Origin of the sequence: Hyunsoonleella flava (assembly GCF_004310325.1) — a bacterium.
Lineage (GTDB): Bacteria > Bacteroidota > Bacteroidia > Flavobacteriales > Flavobacteriaceae > Jejuia > Jejuia flava.
Genome location: NZ_SIRT01000004.1, coordinates 1 through 18940 on the forward strand (window position 1 = coordinate 1; position 18940 = coordinate 18940).

At 35.8% G+C, this 18940-nt stretch carries 17 protein-coding genes; 13 read left to right on the forward strand and 4 right to left on the reverse strand.

All coding sequences use genetic code 11. The features are described 5' to 3' along the window. The first annotated feature begins 137 nt into the window (after nt 1-137). From EYD45_RS06505 to EYD45_RS06515, 3 genes are all read left to right on the forward strand, one after another. Complete coding sequence (locus EYD45_RS06505; protein ID WP_130963736.1) at nt 138-908, forward strand: DUF6090 family protein; 771 nt, start codon at nt 138-140, stop codon at nt 906-908. 430 nt (nt 909-1338) lie between these two features. Continuing rightward, the gene (locus EYD45_RS06510) at nt 1339-1722 is read left to right on the forward strand and encodes a hypothetical protein (protein WP_130963737.1); all 384 of its coding nucleotides are present in this window, start codon (nt 1339-1341) and stop codon (nt 1720-1722) included. Between the two features lie 120 nt (nt 1723-1842). Continuing rightward, nucleotides 1843-3510, forward strand: coding sequence for a formate--tetrahydrofolate ligase (locus EYD45_RS06515; RefSeq protein WP_130963738.1), 1668 nt, complete (start codon nt 1843-1845; stop codon nt 3508-3510). On the opposite strand, the gene EYD45_RS06520 is transcribed toward EYD45_RS06515, so the two are convergent. Continuing rightward, nucleotides 3507-4454, reverse strand: a complete 948-nt coding sequence (locus tag EYD45_RS06520; RefSeq protein WP_130963739.1) for an NAD(P)H-dependent flavin oxidoreductase — start codon at nt 4452-4454, stop codon at nt 3507-3509. The genes EYD45_RS06515 and EYD45_RS06520 overlap by 4 nt on opposite strands. Nucleotides 4455-4629: 175 nt before the next feature. Between EYD45_RS06520 and EYD45_RS06525 the strand changes: the two genes are divergently transcribed. Continuing rightward, on the forward strand, nt 4630-5130 hold the full coding sequence (locus EYD45_RS06525; protein ID WP_130963740.1) for a nicotinate-nucleotide adenylyltransferase: 501 nt from the start codon (nt 4630-4632) through the stop codon (nt 5128-5130). A gap of 6 nt (nt 5131-5136) precedes the next feature. Here the strand turns inward: EYD45_RS06525 and EYD45_RS06530 are convergent, their stop codons facing one another. Beyond that, nucleotides 5137-6366 (reverse strand): class I SAM-dependent rRNA methyltransferase, encoded by a 1230-nt coding sequence (locus tag EYD45_RS06530; protein WP_130963741.1) that lies wholly within the window; start codon nt 6364-6366, stop codon nt 5137-5139. A gap of 112 nt (nt 6367-6478) precedes the next feature. Between EYD45_RS06530 and EYD45_RS06535 the strand changes: the two genes are divergently transcribed. Then, nucleotides 6479-6823, forward strand: a complete 345-nt coding sequence (locus EYD45_RS06535) for a DUF4377 domain-containing protein (protein WP_130963742.1) — start codon at nt 6479-6481, stop codon at nt 6821-6823. Between the two features lie 66 nt (nt 6824-6889). Here the strand turns inward: EYD45_RS06535 and dnaK are convergent, their stop codons facing one another. Further along, nucleotides 6890-8827 (reverse strand): molecular chaperone DnaK, encoded by a 1938-nt coding sequence (dnaK, locus tag EYD45_RS06540; RefSeq protein ID WP_317127932.1) that lies wholly within the window; start codon nt 8825-8827, stop codon nt 6890-6892. Between the two features lie 145 nt (nt 8828-8972). Between dnaK and EYD45_RS06545 the strand changes: the two genes are divergently transcribed. The 5 genes from EYD45_RS06545 (at nt 8973) to EYD45_RS06565 (ending at nt 15238) form a co-directional block, all read left to right on the forward strand. Beyond that, nucleotides 8973-9494 (forward strand): collagen-like triple helix repeat-containing protein, encoded by a 522-nt coding sequence (locus EYD45_RS06545; protein WP_130963744.1) that lies wholly within the window; start codon nt 8973-8975, stop codon nt 9492-9494. Nucleotides 9495-9627: 133 nt separating this feature from the next. After that, the gene (locus tag EYD45_RS06550) at nt 9628-11049 is read left to right on the forward strand and encodes an L-serine ammonia-lyase (RefSeq protein ID WP_130963745.1); all 1422 of its coding nucleotides are present in this window, start codon (nt 9628-9630) and stop codon (nt 11047-11049) included. Nucleotides 11050-11253: 204 nt separating this feature from the next. After that, nucleotides 11254-13065 carry a DUF1800 domain-containing protein gene (locus EYD45_RS06555; RefSeq protein WP_130963746.1) on the forward strand — a complete coding sequence of 604 codons (1812 nt, stop codon included), beginning with the start codon at nt 11254-11256 and terminating at the stop codon, nt 13063-13065. Between the two features lie 5 nt (nt 13066-13070). Then, nucleotides 13071-14486: a DUF1501 domain-containing protein gene (locus EYD45_RS06560; RefSeq protein ID WP_130963747.1), complete on the forward strand. Its 1416-nt coding sequence runs from the start codon at nt 13071-13073 to the stop codon at nt 14484-14486. Beyond that, a complete protein-coding gene (locus EYD45_RS06565) occupies nt 14483-15238 on the forward strand; it encodes a T9SS type A sorting domain-containing protein (RefSeq protein WP_130963748.1) in 756 nt (251 codons plus the stop codon). Before EYD45_RS06560 ends, EYD45_RS06565 begins: the two co-directional genes overlap by 4 nt. A gap of 107 nt (nt 15239-15345) precedes the next feature. Here the strand turns inward: EYD45_RS06565 and EYD45_RS06570 are convergent, their stop codons facing one another. Continuing rightward, nucleotides 15346-15819, reverse strand: a complete 474-nt coding sequence (locus EYD45_RS06570; RefSeq protein ID WP_130963749.1) for a nuclear transport factor 2 family protein — start codon at nt 15817-15819, stop codon at nt 15346-15348. Nucleotides 15820-15938: 119 nt separating this feature from the next. Between EYD45_RS06570 and panB the strand changes: the two genes are divergently transcribed. From panB to EYD45_RS06585, 3 genes are all read left to right on the forward strand, one after another. Further along, on the forward strand, nt 15939-16757 hold the full coding sequence (panB, locus tag EYD45_RS06575) for a 3-methyl-2-oxobutanoate hydroxymethyltransferase (RefSeq protein ID WP_130963750.1): 819 nt from the start codon (nt 15939-15941) through the stop codon (nt 16755-16757). Between the two features lie 87 nt (nt 16758-16844). Next, nucleotides 16845-17543, forward strand: coding sequence for an RluA family pseudouridine synthase (locus tag EYD45_RS06580; protein ID WP_130963751.1), 699 nt, complete (start codon nt 16845-16847; stop codon nt 17541-17543). Between the two features lie 17 nt (nt 17544-17560). After that, entirely contained in the window at nt 17561-18940 is a 1380-nt protein-coding gene (locus tag EYD45_RS06585) for an aldehyde dehydrogenase (protein WP_130963752.1), read from the forward strand.

Below are 18940 nucleotides of genomic sequence, written 5' to 3' on the forward strand. Positions count from 1 at the left end.
GAGTCCACGTGAACTCCCCACGAAACTACACACAACAACGCGTATAGCGAATGGGGCGCAACAATGGCTCTCCGTGGGGCGCGCCCCACTACGCCATACACAGTGGACGTTGTACTTCATTATGATCAAATTAACCAATGATAAAATTCTTTAGAAAAATTAGACAAAACTTACTTTCAGAAGGAAAAACTGGAAAGTATTTAAAATATGCCACTGGAGAAATTATTCTGGTAGTTATTGGAATTTTGATTGCGCTTCAGATAAATAACTGGAATGAGTATGCCAAATCATTAAAGTTAGAAAAAACCTATTACTGCAAAATTGCCGAAGATTTAGAGGTAGATATTAGAAATATCGATAGTTCATTAGTAACCATAGAAAAGAGATTAGAAAGCACAGAAAGATTTTTGAAAAATCTTTTGAAAATCCAAAAACATAAACAATTGATTTTCAAAGACTTTATACCTACATTTAGGTATTATAAATTCATCCCAACAAAACCAGCTATTGTAGATATCACTTCATCTGGAAAACTTGAAACGCTAAGAAATCAAACTTTAAAAAACAGAATTTTAAGCCATTACACAGAACAAGATAATGCATTACAAATCATTGATATAAATGACAATGCGCATATTCAAAAAGTTATTGAAATTGAAAAATTCGCCGATTTTGGATATCAAGAAATACCACAATATCAAAACTTATTTGATGAAGAATTGCAAGGGTTATTATCCAGCACGCAATGGCAACAAAATCCGAAGAACGAATTATTTGTAAAGATTACGGATGCTATGATTTTAAATATAATTCGAAGTGATCGCGAAAAAGAGCTTCTTAAAGGTATTAAAGATGATGCTGAAGAATTAAATCGTTTGTTAATTGAAAACTTGCAATTGATGAGATGAAATTCTTTGAGAAACTAAAAAAATAACGAAAGCACAACAATGGGTATAAGTAATTGCTTGTTCTCGCCTACTTCTGAAAATCCTCGCGGATTTTCAATTTGGTGTGTACCTGCCTGCCGGCAGGTAGTCTTGGAAAGTTAAGTGTTAAACCACGCAACGAAATCATACACTAGACCGTTGGATGTAATTGCCTGCGGCACGTGAAACCGTTACACCAAGGTACACTCCATTTTCACTAATTACCTATTTCTCTTTTTTTTATTTTAGCTGTTTTGGTTTTAATATAAAATACCCTAAACAAATATAAATAGTTGAAAATCTAAGAATTGGACGCCTTTTTTGTCTCTTTAATCTACATTTTAACATCTTACCTTTCCTACTAAATGAAAAAGCCGTATATTTACAATAAGTAACCAATACCCCTAGTACGATGAGAAAACTAGTTCTTATACTGTTTTCCTTGTTCTCCCTAAGTACTTCTGGTCAAGACAAAGCTTGCTTAAATTTTAAAACAGGAAAGTTTAAGTACGTTGATGCTTCCTATGCTGATTGGCATATTACAAGAACCTTATCAGAACAAATTGAGACCAATACAGCTACTGGACTAGTAATACATAATGATATTAAATGGACATCAGCTTGCGAATTTACACTTACTTGTAGCAAAGTTTCCCAACCAAAATACAAACACGCCATTGGTAAAGTATTTAAAGTAGTTATTATTGAGACGTCAAAACAAGGCTACACCTGTATCTTGATGCATAACGACATACAACCCAATAATATGCAATTTGAAATGGTAAGAATGGATTGATCTTCTTTCTTCCTTAGTATTTCATTTATCACACTAAATTTATTTTTTAGTTTTTATACCATAATCCTTTTAATTTCATACATTTAAATCATCACTAAACTTTCCTTTAATATTTAATGTATGACTGATATTGAAGTTGCCAAAACCGTTGCGCTAAAACACATAACAGATATTGCTGAAACCTTTGGGGTTGATAAAGATCTTATAGAAATGTATGGCAAATACAAAGCTAAGATACCTTTGTATTGTATTGATAAAACCAAAGCCCAACAAAGTAATTTGATATTGGTTTCAGCCATCTCTCCCACTCCTGCTGGTGAAGGAAAAACGACAATGTCTATTGGTCTTTCCGAAGGTTTAAATAGGCTACAAAAGAAAACCACAGTAGTATTGAGAGAACCTTCTTTGGGCCCTGTGTTTGGTATAAAAGGTGGCGCTACGGGTGGTGGCTATTCCCAAGTGTTACCAATGGAAGACATTAATCTGCATTTTACTGGGGATTTTGCTGCTATTGAAAAAGCACACAACTTATTGGCAGCTATTATTGATAATAATATTCAAAGTAAAACGAACTCTTTAAAAATTGACCCAAGAACCATAAGTTGGAAACGTGTTGTAGACTTAAACGATAGAGCGTTGAGACGTGTTATTGTTGGTTTAGGTGGTACAACATCAGGTGTGCCTAGAGAAACAGGATTTGATATTACCGCAGCTTCTGAAATTATGGCAATTCTCTGTTTAGCCGAAAATTTAACTGACTTAAAAGAGCGCTTAGGTAAGATTTTTATTGGCTATACTTATGACAAAACTCCTGTTTATGCCAAAGATTTGAAAGCCCAAGGCGCTATGACCGCCCTTTTAAAGGATGCCATAAAACCAAATTTGGTTCAAACCATCGAGGGAAATCCAGCTATTATTCATGGTGGGCCATTTGCAAACATTGCACAAGGCACCAATACGGTAATCGCTACTTTAATGGGCATGTCGCATTCGGAATATACTGTAACTGAAGCTGGTTTTGGTTTTGATTTGGGAGCTGAAAAATTCTTTGACATAAAATGCATAAGTGCAGGTTTAAAACCCAAAGCGGTGGTGCTTACCACAACTATTCGTGCCTTGAAATATCATGGTGGCGCGGATTTAAAATCTTTGACAGAACCAAATTTGGAAGCTCTTGAAAAGGGTATTCCTAATCTGGAAAAACATTTAGAAAATATTACAAAGTTTAACGTGGCTCCCGTGATTGCGATAAATCAATTTACATCAGATACTGTGGAAGAAATCCAACTTATTATGGATTTTGCAACCTCTAGAGGTATTAAAGTAGCTATAGCTGATGTTTGGGGCAAAGGAGGAGAAGGAGCTCTAGAACTTGCAAAACAGGTTATTGATGTCGTTGAGAGCGATACATCCAACTTTAAACCCTTATATGAATGGGAATCTACTGTAAAAGACAAGATTGCAACTATTGCCACTGAAATATACGGTGCAGAATATGTAGATTATACGTCTAAGGCAAAAGCACATTTACGAAAAATAGCGAATTTAGGATTGGAGCATTTACCTATTTGTATCGCGAAAACACAAAAATCGTTATCTGATAACCCAAAACTTTTAGGTCGTCCGAAAGATTTCATTATAACAGTGAGAGAAATCGAAATTGCTGCTGGTGCTGGGTTTTTAATTCCCATTACAGGAGATATTATGCGAATGCCAGGACTTCCTGCACATCCAGCTTCAGAAGGTATTGATATTACTGAAGATGGTGAAATTACGGGACTGTTTTAGTCTACTAACTTTTTAATAATATCCTCTACAGGTAAAATGGCATCAGTATGTTCAATACTTGGGCCTGCCACCCAAACCGTTTTATAAGTGGCTTTGGTTGCCGCATTTTTGGTTGCATTCATCCCAATTGAAAAGCGCACCATTTTAACCCATTTCTTAAGTTTTCGGTTTTTATTGAGCAAATTTTCAAGCCATGTAGCTTTTGTTCCAATTTTTTGAACGTAAGGTGTGTTAATCACTGTACATGGCGTTCCCGAAATACGTTCGGTCATGACGATGTCTTCTGCGCCATAATCCACACAGGCCTGTTTATATTCTTCAGTAACATTAGCTTCTTTTGAAGCGATAAATGGACTTCCCACAGAAACGCCCGCAGCTCCATAACTTAGTATTTCGTCAACATCTGCCTTACACCCTACACCTCCTGCCGAAATTACAGGAATATTACAATTTGTATTAAGCTGTTCAATTAGTTCTTTTGGGGATAAGTTACCTCTATGCCCTCCCGCTTCATTGTTCACAGCTATAATAGCATCCGCACCTAGACCTTCCACTTTTTTGGCAAATTTCAAATCGGTAACATCACAAAATACTTTAATTCCTACTTTGTGCGCTTCTCTGATTGTTTCCTCTGGACTTCCCAAAGATGTAATTATAAAATCACAACCCTCCTCGCAAATTACTACTAGCTGTCCTTTGTATTTTACATTGGATTTATTCACAATCAAATTAAATCCGAATGATCCACCTTCAACCTTAGCTAGTTTTAACTCGCGTAAAGCTTCTCTTAATTCATCTAAAGTTCTATAATTTAGAGCCGGAATACATCCTGCAATACCACCTCTCATAGCCTCCGTAACCATAGCTACATTAGATACCAAAAACATTGGTGCTTGAATAATGGGATGCTTAATTTGAAGTAAATCTGTCAATGCTTTAGCCATCAAAAAAGTTTTTCCAAATATACTAAAATATGATGCATGCATAGTATTTGATTTTCAAGTAGTTACAAATATTATCGAACAAAAAACACCTAAACAATTGATAACATGACTTTTATCATTGTTTTATTATGCATGCATAATTAATTTTGACTTAAATATATTTAAAACCTCAATCATGAAAACACTCCTTTCTTTTCTGATAGCTTTATGCTTTACTGTGTTTGGATACACACAAACTGTTGAACTTCCTGAAACTATAATTTCTATCAATTCAGACTACCTGAATTCGGTAGAACCTGAAAACTCGTGTAACTATGTTAAGAAATTAGAAGACGCCCTAGTAAGTTATGATCATTCTGAATTATCAGAACTTTACGATTCAAAAGATGACATCTATAAAGTAACTTTTAAACTTCCTGAAGGCCAAATAATTGCATCCTTTAACAAAGATGGAAAAATAATAAAAACTTATGAAAAATATGACAACATACGATTACCACAAGCAGTGATGCAAGCAATAGCCGAAAAATATCCTAAGTACAGCATTATTGAAGACGTCTATGTTGTTAAATTTCATTGTGATGCGGATGCATTAAAACAAGAGTACCGTGTTAAAATTAAAAATGATGATACTGTACTTACCGTAAAAACTAACAAAGAAGGTGTGTTTATTTAAACCAAACTAAGCTTCAAATTGGTAATACCCACTTTTTAAATAAGCCCCTTCAGGAAACCCAACAGGATGATCAATATCGTGTTGGGTTTTTAATTTTAGCTTATATGCCCTCCTTTTTGAAGATAAAACTTGGGTGTTGATATCAAAAAAAGATTGCGCAGCAACTCTTGAAGAACAGGAGCACAATACTAATAATCCGTTTTTTGAAGTAAGCTGTTCTCCAAATGCTGCTAATTGTGCATATTTTTTTTTCGCCAAATCAATTTCAGAAGCTTGTTTTGCAAAACTTGGAGGGTCAATAACAACAACATCAAATGTGATTTTGTTTTTAATAAGGTTTTTTAATTCCTCAAAAGCATCACCTGCAATAGTTTTATGGGTTCCTGAATACTTATTCAATCTTCCATTAGCAACTGCTATTTCTAATGCCTGCTTACTGATGTCTAAACTTGTTACTTCTTTTGCACCATTCGCCAGAGCATGTACCGAAAAGCCTCCAGCATAAGAGAACACATCCAGCACTGTTTTACCACTACTCCACTCACCAACTTGTTTTCTATTGGCGCGATGGTCTAAAAAATAACCTGTTTTATGCCCTTTAATGACGTTCGCCGAAAAGTTGACCCCATGTTCAACAAATTCAACCACCTCATTATCTAATGTTCCATAAATAACATCACCATTTTTAAAAGGATGCTTTTTTGAATGTTCAAGGTTTCTGCTTAATCTTAAAACTATAGTTTCCGCATTTGAAGTTTCTTGTAAAGAAGGAATAATGCTTTCTAGATAAGGCAACCAAATTTCAGAATACAATTTTACTACTAAAACCTTGGCATACACATCGGCAATTAAGCCTGGAAACCCATCATTTTCTCCGAATATGAGACGATAACTATTCGTATTCGTTTTTAATAAAGGGTGTCTTATTTCAAATGCTGCTTCTATTTTCTTTTGAAAGAACTCAGTGTTGATTTCTTCCTTTTCTATACCTGAATGCAGCATTTTAATTCGGATTGGTGAATTAGCATCATACAACCCCAATCCTATAACTCGATTTTTATTTTTACTAAAAATAATGGCTAAATCTCCAGTTTCTGCATCATTATTTATTTTTTTGATACTATTTGAGAATACCCAGGGATGTCCTTTTAACACAAATTGTTGGCCTTTAGCGTTAAGTTTTACGGCTAAACGCTTTGGGGTGTAGTTATATTTTATTTTTGGAGAGAATGACATAATAGTTTTACAGTTCTCAAAAGTATGTGTTATTTATTAAAAAATTGTTGAAAAATGATATTAGTAAACGCAACCATTTACTATATTTTTCATCTTTTGATAAAATAAAACTATGAAAACCTCTTCCATATTAATCACAATATCAATTCTCGTTAATTTCTCTTGCTCATCTAACGATTCTATCGTAAATATTGAATCTTTTTGGGTTGATGCTCAACGCGTAAGTTGTATTGGACTAGTAGAACAAACTTGTTATATGGTCCAAGATAGCGCAACTATTGATGAAAATAATTGGCAATTATTTTATGATGGTATTTTGGGATTTGACGAAATTTATGAAGAAGGTTACAGATACAGGTTAAGTGTTAATAAGATTGAAATTAAAGATCCGCCCCAAGATTCAAGTTCTTTACGTTACGAACTTATAGAAATACTAAATAAAGAATTGCATGAATAAAAAAACGCAACCAAAATGGTTGCGTTTCTTTATCTTCAAACTTCAGTCTTCCGACTCCAAGCTTATTTACTTCACTTCTTCAAAATCAACATCCTCAACATCATTGCCTTCGCTTTGCGCTTGCTCACCGGTACCAGCATCTGGACCAGGTTGTGCGCCACCAGCTTGTTGGGCTTCGGCTTGTGCTTTGTACATTTCTTCAGAAGCAACTTTCCAAGCTTCGTTTATTTTCTCTAAAGCTGGTTCGATCTGTGCCAAATCTTTAGTTTCATAAGCTTTCTTCAACTCTTCTAAAGCTTCCTCGATTGGCTTTTTCTTATCATCAGATAATTTATCACCAAACTCTTCCAATTGCTTTTCCGTTTGGAAAATCATAGAATCTGCTTCATTTAATTTTTGAGCCGTTTCAGCTGCAGCTTTATCTGCCTCAGCATTCGCTTCAGCATCTGCTTTCATTTTTTGGATTTCTTCTTCAGTTAATCCAGAAGACGCTTCAATTCTAATATCTTGTTTCTTACCTGTCGCTTTATCTTCAGCAGATACTTTAATGATACCATTAGCATCAATATCAAACGTTACTTCAATTTGAGGTGTACCACGTCTTGCTGGTGGAATACCATCTAAGTGAAAACGTCCGATAGTTTTGTTATCTGCAGCCATCGCGCGTTCACCTTGTAGCACATGAATTTCTACAGAAGGCTGATTATCAGCAGCTGTTGAAAATACTTGTGATTTCTTAGTAGGAATGGTTGTATTCGCTTCAATTAACTTTGTAAACACATTACCCATAGTTTCAATACCAAGAGATAATGGCGTTACATCTAGAAGTAATACATCTTTTACATCACCAGTTAATACACCACCTTGGATACCAGCACCTAGAGATACAACTTCATCAGGGTTTACACCTTTACTTGGTGCTTTCCCGAAAAATTTCTCAACCGCTGCCTGCACCGCAGGAATACGTGTAGAACCACCTACTAAAATTACTTCGTCAATATCACTTTTGTTTAAACCAGCCGCTTTCAAAGCAGACTCACATGGCTCAATAGTACGTTTTACTAAATCGTCAATTAACTGCTCAAATTTAGAACGTGTTAATGTGCGTACCAAGTGTTTTGGCCCACTAGCCGTAGCTGTAATATAAGGCAAGTTTATTTCTGTTTGCGTAGAAGATGACAGCTCAATTTTAGCCTTTTCAGCAGCTTCCTTTAAACGCTGTAAAGACATTGGGTCTTCTCTCAAATCCATAGATTCTTCAGCCTTAAACTCATCTGCCAACCAGTTAATGATTTTCTCATCAACATCATCACCACCTAAGTGCGTGTCACCATCTGTAGATAATACTTCAAATACACCGTCACCTAATTCTAGAATAGATACATCATGCGTACCACCACCAAAGTCAAAAACTACGATCTTTTGGTCAGTACCTTTTTTATCCAGTCCGTAAGCCAATGCCGCTGCAGTAGGCTCGTTAATAATACGCTCTACTTTTAAACCAGCAATTTCTCCAGCTTCTTTAGTCGCTTGTCTTTGCGAATCGTTAAAATAAGCAGGTACCGTAATTACCGCTCTACTTACATCAGTTCCCAAGTAATCCTCAGCAGTTTTCTTCATTTTTTGAAGAATCATAGCTGATAATTCCTGTGGCGTGTATAAACGCCCATCAATATCTACTCTTGGTGTATCGTTGTCACCTTTTACCACTTTATATGGTACACGTTCTGCTTCTTTTTTAGATTCAGAATATTTATTACCCATAAAACGCTTAATCGAATAAACCGTTTTTGTCGGGTTTGTTACCGCTTGTCTTTTCGCAGGATCACCAACCTTAATCTCACCGCCTTCTACAAATGCAATCACCGATGGCGTAGTACGCTTGCCCTCTGCGTTTGGGATTACAACAGGATCGTTACCCTCCATTACCGAAACGCAAGAGTTGGTTGTTCCTAAATCGATTCCAATAATTTTACTCATAATATGTTTTTTATTGTGTTGAATGTTCTTTTTTTAACTCGCTTAGGTTAAGTCAATGATTATGCCATGACAAGAAATATGACATGATGTCATAAATTTATATTAAACATTAATAAAATAATAATCACTTTGGTATGTCATTTGATATTAGATTATAAAACTTATAATTATGAAACGTGTTTTATCCTTTATTTCAGTATTCGCCTTACTACTAACATCTTGTACAGGACCCCAAGGACCTCCTGGGTTTGACGGTTTTGATGGTATTGACGGTATTGATGGGCAAGATGGTGGCCTTATCGTTGCTTCTGCTTTTGAAATTGAAGTGAATTTTAATGCTGATAATAATTTTGAGTTTGTAGAAGCTTACGGTTTTGAAGTTTTACCTTCTGATGTCACTTTAGTTTATATTGAGTGGGAAAACGATGAAGGTGAACCCATATGGAGATTATTAACGCAAACTGAATATTTTGATAATGGCGTTTTAGTTTATAATTATGATTTTACGCAACAGGATGTTAGATTCTTCCTAGATGGAACAATAGACTTTAATACTTTAGATGATACTTGGACTCAAAATCAAGCATTTAGAGTGGTTGTTGTTCCCGCTGATAATATTGATGGACTTGACACTTCAAATTTTGATGTAATAATGAATGCTAATGCCATTAAATCATTTGACATACGGTAAATCTTCTGCAATATAAATTGAAATATTCGCATAAATACTTAAAGCATTTTCAAAATAATGAAAATGCTTTTTTAGTTTAAAAAATAAAAGGTTCTATTTTGATATATTTGCCAACTACAACGTTTGCGTAAACATGGAATGTATCTCAGTTTTCGACATGCTTAAAATAGGCATTGGCCCCTCGAGCTCCCATACATTGGGTCCTTGGCGAGCTGCCGAACGCTGGATTAACGAATTAAAGAGTAAAAACAAATTCCACGAAGTAGAACATATCACAGTAAACTTATACGGTTCCCTGTCCTTAACCGGAAAAGGGCACGCCACAGATTATGCCATAATGTTAGGCCTAAGTGGCAAAGACCCCGAAACCATACCCACTAAGGATATCGAAACCACCGTTAAAAGTATTCAAGATGAAAAGAAACTAAATTTTGGAGGAGAACTTCTTCTTGAATTCGATCCAAACATAAATATAATTTTTAATAAAAAGTTTTTACCCTTTCATGCCAATGGTATGAGTTTTACCGCCCAGATAGAAGGTAAAAAACAAACCTCTAGGTTTTATTCCATCGGTGGTGGTTTTGTAGTGAAAGAAGAACGCAAAAACGCTAAGCGCAATTTCGAAATAAAATGCAGTTTCCCTTATCCTATTGAAAAAGGCGAAGAGCTACTTCAATTTTGTAAACAACTTAACAAACCCATTTCAGACGTTGTTTTAGAGAACGAAAAATCCATTAGGACAGAGGCTGAAATAGATACCCAATTAAAGCGCATTTGGGATACCATGCTAGATTGCATGTATTTGGGTTGTCATACCGAAGGTAAACTCCCTGGCGGACTTAACGTAAGACGGCGTGCATACGACTTACATCAAAACCTTAAAGGAAACAAAGCTTACAGCAACCCCGTAGAATGGATTTATGCCATTAGAAGCACCGAGGTTAAATTCCGTCAAATTTTAAAATGGGTAAGCTGTTTCGCTTTAGCTGTAAATGAGGTAAACGCCTCTTTAGGTCGCGTTGTAACAGCGCCAACCAATGGAAGCGCAGGCGTTATTCCAGCTGTACTGATGTATTATTTGGTAATAGAAAACCATGACGGCAATTTTGAAGACATTAAACGCTTTCTACTTGTAGCAGGAGAAATAGGTAGTATATTTAAAAAAGGCGCTACTATAAGTGCTGCGATGGGTGGCTGTCAAGCTGAAATTGGTGTTTCATCTGCCATGGCTGCTGGAGCACTTTGTGAATTGCACGGTGGCACACCAGAACAAGTGCTAATGGCTGCAGAAATCGCTATGGAGCATCATCTTGGACTAACCTGTGATCCCATAGGTGGTTTAGTGCAAATTCCTTGTATAGAACGTAATGCTATGGGCGCCATAAAAGCTATAAATGCATCTGAACTGGCACTGGATACCTCACCAGAAAATGTAAAAGTTCCGTTGGACAAGGTGGTTAATACTATGTGGGAAACCGCCAAGGATATGAATACCAAATACAAAGAAACTTCAGAAGGCGGTTTGGCTGTTGGTGTGCATTTATCAGATTGTTAAGCATTAAGATACCTGATTTACAATTACTTACCAATTTTAGCGTTACAATTCTATAAATTCTTGATTTCAAAGAAAAAAATCGACGAAAGTTAATCGATTATTGCTTTTCATCGAAAAAATACATCTTTAGTCGTCAATTTATTTATATTTGAATGAATTAAGACATAAAAAACCTACAATTTTAGATTGATTCAACAAAAAACTATGAAAAACCATCTACTCTATATCCTTTGTTGCCTAACTTTTTGTGTTTCTGCACAAAACTACAGAGATTATCTGGGTGCAGGCCATAGTGAAGGGATAACAGTAACTTCAAGTAGTCAACAAACAAGAACAGATTGGAGGGAAAGTGCTGAAGCCATTAATACCATAAATGGAGCTGGTTTAGATGGAAAGTTGTTAGAAGCATCGCGCTTTTTGGCACAAGCCACATTTGGAACTGATTTGGACTATATCAAATCGGTGGCAGAACAACCTTTTGAGGACTGGATTGATAATCAGTTTACCATTACTTCCTCTTCCTCTACAAAAGATCTTACCTATAATATTTTTCAGGAAGCCAAGTCTATTTATGCTTCAAATGGAGGAGATCCCAACGAGTTTGACAATTTAAATTGGCAATACTTTATGTATGCCTGGTGGCAAAGTAATATTGGTAATGAAGATTTGTTAAGACAAAGAATTGCCCTAGCACTAAGTGAAATTTTGGTGATTTCTAGAGAATCTAACCTTTCTGGATACGGTATGGGTTTAGCAGATTATTATGATGTACTGAAAAATAATGCATTTGGCAATTACAGAGATCTTTTAAAAGAAGTTACACTTCATCCAATGATGGGTGTGTATTTAAGTCATTATAATAACCCAAGAAGTGTTCCAGACAGAAATATTCATCCCGATGAAAACTATGCTAGAGAAATCATGCAGTTATTTACCATCGGATTATATGAACTAAACCAAAATGGCACTTACAAACAGGATGGACAAGGCAATCGTATTCCAACTTATGATAACGATGATATTAAAGAATTTGCCAAAATTTTTACAGGCCTAGGACCTGCAGGTATCGAAGATGAATTCACAGATAGAACTTTAAGGTTTGGTATGGGGCACTATTTTGCTAGAAAGGATATGCCAATGATAATGTATGAAGATTGGCATGAGCCTGGAGCAAAACAATTATTAAATGGCTACACCATTCCAAACGGTCAGTCTGGTATGCAGGACATTGATGATGCTATCAACCACTTATTCAATCATGAAAACACCGGGCCATTTATTGCAAAACGTTTGATACAGCAACTTGTAAAATCTAACCCGTCCAATGGATATGTGTCGCGAGTAAGTGCTACATTTAACAATACTAAAGGCGTGAGAGGTGACATGAAAGCTGTAATAAAAGCTATTTTGTTGGATGAGGAAGCGAGAAGCTGTAGTTGGATTGAGAATCCAACAAGTGGCAAAATGATTGAACCAATGATGCGCTACTTTAATGTGGTAAGGCAAATTGATTTAGACAATGACGATGGGCGCTATTGGAATAACGGACAACATTTTTTCAGGGATACGGGTCAAGCACCATTAGCAGCACCTAGTGTATTTAATTTTTTCTTGCCTGAATATGTACCAAATAGCGAATTTGCCAATGCAAACCTATTTGCACCAGAATTCCAAATTCATAATTCAGCAACTAGTATTAACTACTTAAATCAAGTAGATGCATGGACTAACGTGCGTTGGTATGAAGTTTTAAGAACATGGGGATTGGAACTAGATGGAACACCGCTAGACTTTGAAGCATTAAAATACTATGCAAAAGATAGTGAAGTATTAGTAAATCAATTAGATAAAATATTTACCCGAGGGCAACTATCTGATGAAACCAAACAAATTATCGTGGATGCAGTTGATGGAATCACAAGAGGTTGGGGTGATGATGTTACACAAACAGATTTAAGAGTAAAAATGGCGCTATACCTATTAATGGTAAGCCCTGATTATGTCATTTTAAAATAAGATTTATGACAAAGAAGAAAAACACAATGTCTAGAAGAAAATTTTTGGGAGACTCATGTGCTGCATTGGGTTACACTACTTTATTTTCTTCACTTATAAACTTAAAAGCCATGGCTGCCGCAGCTATGGATAATTCAGCCATTATACCTTATGGTGGTGATTACAAAGCATTAGTTTGCTTGATGCTTAGTGGTGGAAACGATTCGTTTAATATGCTCATTCCAAAGGGAAACAATGAGTATAGTGAATATGCTACTACTAGATCAAATTTAGCAATACCACAAAATGACATATTACAAATTAATCCAAACACAAGCGATGGTAGGGTTTTTGGTTTACATCCACAACTTACTGATATGCGCCAAATGTTTGAGAGCGGTAATCTAGCTTTTCTTTCTAATGTCGGTACCTTAATAGAGCCTTCTACAAAAAGTGATATTAAAGATAATATCGTAAAAACACCACTTGGATTGTTTTCACATTCTGATCAATCCCAACAATGGCAAACAGGAAATCCTGGAGAACGCACAAATATTGGTTGGGGAGGGAAAATTGCAGATTTAGTACAATCTATGAACTCTAGCCAAGAAATATCAATGAATATTTCACTTCGTGGCTCAAATATATTTCAGCGTGGTGATCAAATAACGCCATATACTATTAAGAATTCAGGTAGTGTTGGTATAAATGGTTACGGTGGCAATGGTTTTTTTAACGAATTAAAGACCAATGCTCTAAATTCCATGCTAGAAAAAGACTATCAAGATATTTACAAAAACACTTATAAAAATACCGTAAAAGCATCAAATGATGCCAATTTAGCATTTCAAGCTGCGGTTGATGGTGTTCAAGACTTTATCACACCACTTCCTGAAGAAAATAATCTAGCGGAACAATTGCATATGGTGGCTAAAACTATCGGAGCAAGAGACACATTAGGGTTCTCCAGACAAATATTTTTTGTAGAAATTGGAGGATTTGATAATCATGATGAATTACTAATCAATCATGGTGATAATTTAAAAGAAGTTAATGATGCATTGAGCTATTTTAATAGTTTAATGTTTGAATTAAACGTGAATGATTGTGTTACAACCTTTAGTGTATCCGATTTTTCTAGAACACTAACTTCTAATGGCAACGGAACCGACCATGCCTGGGGTGGTAACGCTTTTATGATGGGTGGTGCTGTAAACGGAAAAGAAATTTATGGAGACTACCCTACTCTAGCCCTAGATAGTGATTTAGATTTAAGAAATGGTGTACTCGTCCCCACCACAGCTGCTGATTTATATATGGCAGAATTAGCTCTTTGGTTTGGTGTTTCGCCATCAGATTTAAATATGGTACTCCCAAATTTGTCAAATTTTTATGATACAAATAGTGGTACACCACCCATTGGATTTATGAATTTAACATGATGAAGCATATTTATCTATACATAGCACTATTTTTCGTTTCTGGCTTACAAATTCTAGAAGCACAATGCTATCCAGACAGACATAGCACAACATGGTTTGATGGCTGGGTATCTTGTGAACCTTCACAAAACCCAATTACCTCTTATGGGGAAACACATTGGATTATGTACGACCTAGGATATAATTATGTGTTAAACGAAACCCAATTTTGGAATGCCAACGAAGCCAAAAATATAGATTTTGGTATAAATGAATTTAATATAGATTATTCTTTAGACGCAGTTACTTGGACTAAGTTAGGTACGTTCAATTTAGAGCAAGCAACAGGCTCTTCAACGTATCAAGGTAGCGAAGGCCCGAATTTTAATGCCACAAAAGCTAGGTATGTTCTTATTACCCCTACATCAAATTTTGGTGGTAGCTGTTACGGTTTAAGCGAGTTAAAAATATCTATTACAGATCCTTTTACAGTAGTTGAAGAAGAAGATGGCTATAATGCATCAGTGTACCCAAATCCATTTATTGACACCGTTTCGCTTAGAATTGTTAGCTTATCACAGTCTGAACCTCTGGATTTTGTATTATATGATATTATGGGGCGCGCTATTATCAACGGAAATATTACCATTAATGAGGATAATCAAAATTATCAACTACCAATTAATGGGCACAACTTATCCGTGGGTATTTACATTTTAAAAACCAATCAAAACGGTAAAGAAAAGTCTTTTAAACTTATCAAAAGGAAATAATATTTTGGGCGCAACCACAAGGGTCGGGCTTTCACTACTCAATCCCTCCTACGTCGGGGATTTCAAACATGCCGTTCAATCCCTTGCGCACTAGCTCGCAGCGTCCCTTATTTTTTAGTTTCTACAGGTTTACAGCCAGAGCGTCGTCTCGTATCAATCAAATAAATAATTTTCCATTTAGCGCCATCCTTAAATAGTTGAAACGAATTAACGCCGCAATGGCTAAACTCACCATTGTACCAAAACTCATAAGGTGTCCAGACATTAGCCATATTACCATCAATTTGTATACTATAATCCAGAATTCTCTCATCCCACTTCTGATCCGCCGGTCGTTTAGCTATCGCATTTATCAATCCGTCAGCTTCATCGTTTACTAGAACATCCTTCCCTTCTTTATTCCTGTAAGCGGTTTGCATTATTACTTTATCCACCATAACAGACTTCATTAATGCAGTATCCCCTTTATGAAAGCCTTCAAAAAAAGTATCAATCGTAGATTTTGCTAATAGAGTGTCATCATTTTGAGCAGTAACAGTGCCAGTCATCAGCAGTATTATGGAAACTATAACCCGTATCATAATTATTCTATTTTTTTCTAAAATAACCGATAAGCATTAGTTGTAGTAGCTCATAAAGAAAAGTTTAACAGTATCTGCTTTTATTTAGTATTTTTACCGCTACACAAAATTTTCAAGCGATGTCAACAGCCAAAAAAGAATACAAACGCGTTACCGTAAAATCCTTAGTGGATATGAAAGCCTCTGGCGAAAAAATATCTATGCTTACCGCATACGATTACACCATGGCCAAAATTGTTGATGGTGCCGGCGTAGATGTAATTTTGGTTGGCGATTCTGCAAGTAACGTAATGGCGGGACATGAAACCACTTTGCCTATTACGTTAGATCAAATGATTTATCATGCCTCTTCAGTTGTTCGTGCCATATATCGTGCTTTGATAGTGGTAGATTTGCCTTTTGGCAGCTACCAAAGTGATCCTAAAGAAGCGTTACGCTCCGCCATAAGAATTATGAAAGAAAGTGGTGCGCATTCTGTAAAGTTAGAAGGCGGTAAAGAAATTAAGGAGTCTATAAAGCGTATTTTAAATGCTGGAATTCCAGTTATGGGACATTTGGGACTAACACCTCAGTCCATCTATAAATTCGGAACTTACACCGTTCGTGCCAAGGAGGAGCAAGAAGCAGAACAATTATTGAGCGATGCAAAAATGCTTGAAAAATTAGGCTGTTTCGCTATTGTTTTAGAAAAAATTCCAGCTAAACTGGCGCAACAGGTTGCTGAAAGTGTGAGCATTCCTATAATTGGCATTGGTGCTGGCCCTAATGTTGACGGACAAGTATTGGTACTGCACGATATGATTGGAATGACCCACGAATTTAATCCTAGATTTTTAAGACGTTATTTAAATCTTTATGAAGAAATGACCACCGCTATTTCCCAGTATGTTGATGATGTGAAAACTCAGGATTTTCCAAATGAGAATGAACAATACTAAAAATGCAGTCACAGTCGCAGTATGAAATCGTACTCAAGTCTAAATAGTTATGCTTCTTAAGCCTTTGCGAGAAAACAAATAAAATCTGTGTCCACAAAAATCCTTTCCAATAAAGATAATCTTCAAGTTCTATATGAAGATAATCACATTATTGTCGTGAATAAACGCGCAGGGGACATTGTGCAAGGAGATAAAACGGGTGACACACCGCTTAGCGACGTAGTTAAAGCCTACATCAAATACAAATACAATAAACCTGGAAACGTCTATTTAGGGACAGTACATCGTTTGGACAGACCTACAACAGGTATTGTGATGTTCGCAAAAACTAGTAAGGCATTACCAAGACTAAACAAATTATTCTTGTCGAAAGAAGTTAAAAAAACCTATTGGGCGGTAGTCAAAAAACCTCCATCTAAACCTGAAGATACATTGATACACTGGCTTAAAAAAAATCCGAAAAACAATAAGTCGTATGCACATCAAAAACAAGTAAAAGACAGCAAAAAGGCAATTTTACATTATAAAATCATCAAAAAATTAGACAATTATACACTTTTAGAGGTGAATTTAGAAACAGGCAGACATCATCAAATTAGAACACAACTGTCACAAATTGGCAGTCCTATAAAAGGAGATTTGAAATACGGATTTGAAAGAAGTAATAAAGACGCCAGTATTCATCTTCACGCTAGACAAATTGAATTTATGCACCCAGTAAAAAAAGAACCTGTATCCCTCGTAGCACCGACGCCTAATGATGTAATTTGGGATGCTTGCATTTAATGTTTTATCTTAGGTAAATGAAATCAATACCAAACATTTTAGCTTCCCATAAAGCGTTATTTTTATCTCAAAAAACAAAAGATGTTTCGTATCGTTTATCGCTCTTAAAGGCTCTAAAGACCGAAATTATTAAAAGAGAGCAGGATGTTCTAGACGCATTGCATAAAGACTTCAAAAAATCAGAATTTGAAACGTATATTAGTGAATTTGGATTGGTGCTTTCTGAGATAAACCTAGCCATTAAAAAACTAAAATCTTGGAGTAAGCCAAAACGCATCAGGCCGTCAATATTAACGTTTCCTTCTATAGATTACATTTACAAAGAGCCCTATGGTTCAGTTTTGGTAATTGCACCTTGGAATTACCCATTTCTATTAGCGCTAGATCCACTTATTATGGCTATTGCCGCTGGAAATACCGTGGTATTGAAACCAAGTGAGCTCACCAAAAACACGTCAAAGGTAATCACCCAAATCATAAAGCAGGTATTTCCTGAAGATGTATGTATTTCTATTGAAGGAGGTATTCCAGTAGCCACCGAATTATTAGCTCAAAAATGGGACTATATTTTCTTCACTGGCAGCACAAGAGTTGGTAAAATTGTGGCAGAAGCTGCGGCAAAACACCTTACTCCTGTTACTTTGGAATTAGGCGGAAAATCTCCTTGCATCATTGACGATACGGTAGATGTAAAGCTTGTAGCCAGACGATTAGTATGGGGCAAACTTTTAAATGGCGGGCAAACGTGTATAGCTCCTGATTTTGTAATTGCCAAATCAAATATCAAGGCTAATCTTGTGAAAGCCTTGAAAAAAGAAATTACCAGAAGATATGGAGAAAACCCTATGAATTCAGGGGATTTTCCTAGAATTATAAATTCAAAAAATGTAAAGCGATTAACAGCATTAATTGAAAATGAACACATCCCTTTTGGAGGTGACATAGATGAAAGCACTAGCTACATCTCCCCTACTTTGATAGACAATCCAAAGCTGGACAGCAAAATTATGTCTGAAGAAATCTTCGGACCTATTTTACCAATTTTAAACTATGACACAGAAGACGATATCTCACATATCCTATCACATATAGAAAAACCATTAGCATTTTATATGTTTTCAAATGACAAAAAGTTTTCAAAAAAAATGATAAGAACCTACAGTTTTGGTGGTGGTGTTATTAACGACACCTTAGTGCATTTTGGAAATGCCAAATTACCTTTTGGAGGAATTGGTGCCAGTGGCATAGGAAACTACCATGGTAAACATGGTTTCGATACATTTTCACATAAAAAAGCTATCATGAAACGTGGTACATGGCTTGATCCTTCGTTTAGATATCCACCTTACAGAGGAAAAATAAACCTCTTAAAAAAGGTTTTTAAATACTTTGGATAA

Excerpts from the sequence above, each read along its gene's own strand:
- EYD45_RS06505 (WP_130963736.1), top strand. The coding sequence starts at position 138 with ATGATAAAATTCTTTAGAAAAATTAGACAAAACTTACTTTCAGAAGGA.
- EYD45_RS06510 (WP_130963737.1), top strand. The coding sequence starts at position 1,339 with ATGAGAAAACTAGTTCTTATACTGTTTTCCTTGTTCTCCCTAAGTACT.
- EYD45_RS06515 (WP_130963738.1), top strand. The coding sequence starts at position 1,843 with ATGACTGATATTGAAGTTGCCAAAACCGTTGCGCTAAAACACATAACA.
- EYD45_RS06520 (WP_130963739.1), bottom strand. The coding sequence starts at position 4,454 with ATGGCTAAAGCATTGACAGATTTACTTCAAATTAAGCATCCCATTATT.
- EYD45_RS06525 (WP_130963740.1), top strand. The coding sequence starts at position 4,630 with ATGAAAACACTCCTTTCTTTTCTGATAGCTTTATGCTTTACTGTGTTT.
- EYD45_RS06530 (WP_130963741.1), bottom strand. The coding sequence starts at position 6,366 with ATGTCATTCTCTCCAAAAATAAAATATAACTACACCCCAAAGCGTTTA.
- EYD45_RS06535 (WP_130963742.1), top strand. The coding sequence starts at position 6,479 with ATGAAAACCTCTTCCATATTAATCACAATATCAATTCTCGTTAATTTC.
- EYD45_RS06545 (WP_130963744.1), top strand. The coding sequence starts at position 8,973 with ATGAAACGTGTTTTATCCTTTATTTCAGTATTCGCCTTACTACTAACA.
- EYD45_RS06550 (WP_130963745.1), top strand. The coding sequence starts at position 9,628 with ATGGAATGTATCTCAGTTTTCGACATGCTTAAAATAGGCATTGGCCCC.
- EYD45_RS06555 (WP_130963746.1), top strand. The coding sequence starts at position 11,254 with ATGAAAAACCATCTACTCTATATCCTTTGTTGCCTAACTTTTTGTGTT.
- EYD45_RS06560 (WP_130963747.1), top strand. The coding sequence starts at position 13,071 with ATGACAAAGAAGAAAAACACAATGTCTAGAAGAAAATTTTTGGGAGAC.
- EYD45_RS06565 (WP_130963748.1), top strand. The coding sequence starts at position 14,483 with ATGATGAAGCATATTTATCTATACATAGCACTATTTTTCGTTTCTGGC.
- EYD45_RS06570 (WP_130963749.1), bottom strand. The coding sequence starts at position 15,819 with ATGATACGGGTTATAGTTTCCATAATACTGCTGATGACTGGCACTGTT.
- panB (WP_130963750.1), top strand. The coding sequence starts at position 15,939 with ATGTCAACAGCCAAAAAAGAATACAAACGCGTTACCGTAAAATCCTTA.
- EYD45_RS06585 (WP_130963752.1), top strand. The coding sequence starts at position 17,561 with ATGAAATCAATACCAAACATTTTAGCTTCCCATAAAGCGTTATTTTTA.